Source organism: Stenotrophomonas sp. YIM B06876, assembly GCF_030711595.1.
GTDB lineage: Bacteria > Pseudomonadota > Gammaproteobacteria > Xanthomonadales > Xanthomonadaceae > Stenotrophomonas.
The window spans coordinates 305-608 of record NZ_JAUJUJ010000489.1 but is presented as its reverse complement, the minus strand read 5'-3'; the positions used below and the strand labels follow the sequence as shown (position 1 = coordinate 608).

Genomic DNA, 304 nt, shown 5'->3' with positions numbered 1-304 from the left:
CGTGTCGCCGTGCACGATGAGCTTGGCCACCATGGAGTCGTAGAACGGGCTGATCGCATCGCCCTGGCGCACGCCCGAGTCCACGCGGACCGCGACGCCTGTGTCGCTCAGGTTCGCGCGCTCGAAGCTCACGCACTCGGGCAGGCCGTAGACATGCAGCGTGCCGGTGGCGGGCAGGAAATTGTTGTCGGGGTTCTCGGCGCAGATGCGCGCCTCGATCGCATGGCCGCTGATCTTCAGTTGCTCCTGCATCAAGGGCAGCGGCTCGCCCGAAGCGACGCGCAACTGCCACTCCACCAGGTCC

Annotated in this window: 1 pseudogene; it reads right to left on the bottom strand. The window is 67.1% G+C overall.

From position 1 onward, the window contains the following. A pseudogene (locus QZH66_RS18090) lies at positions 1-304 on the bottom strand (hypothetical protein); the annotation flags it as partial.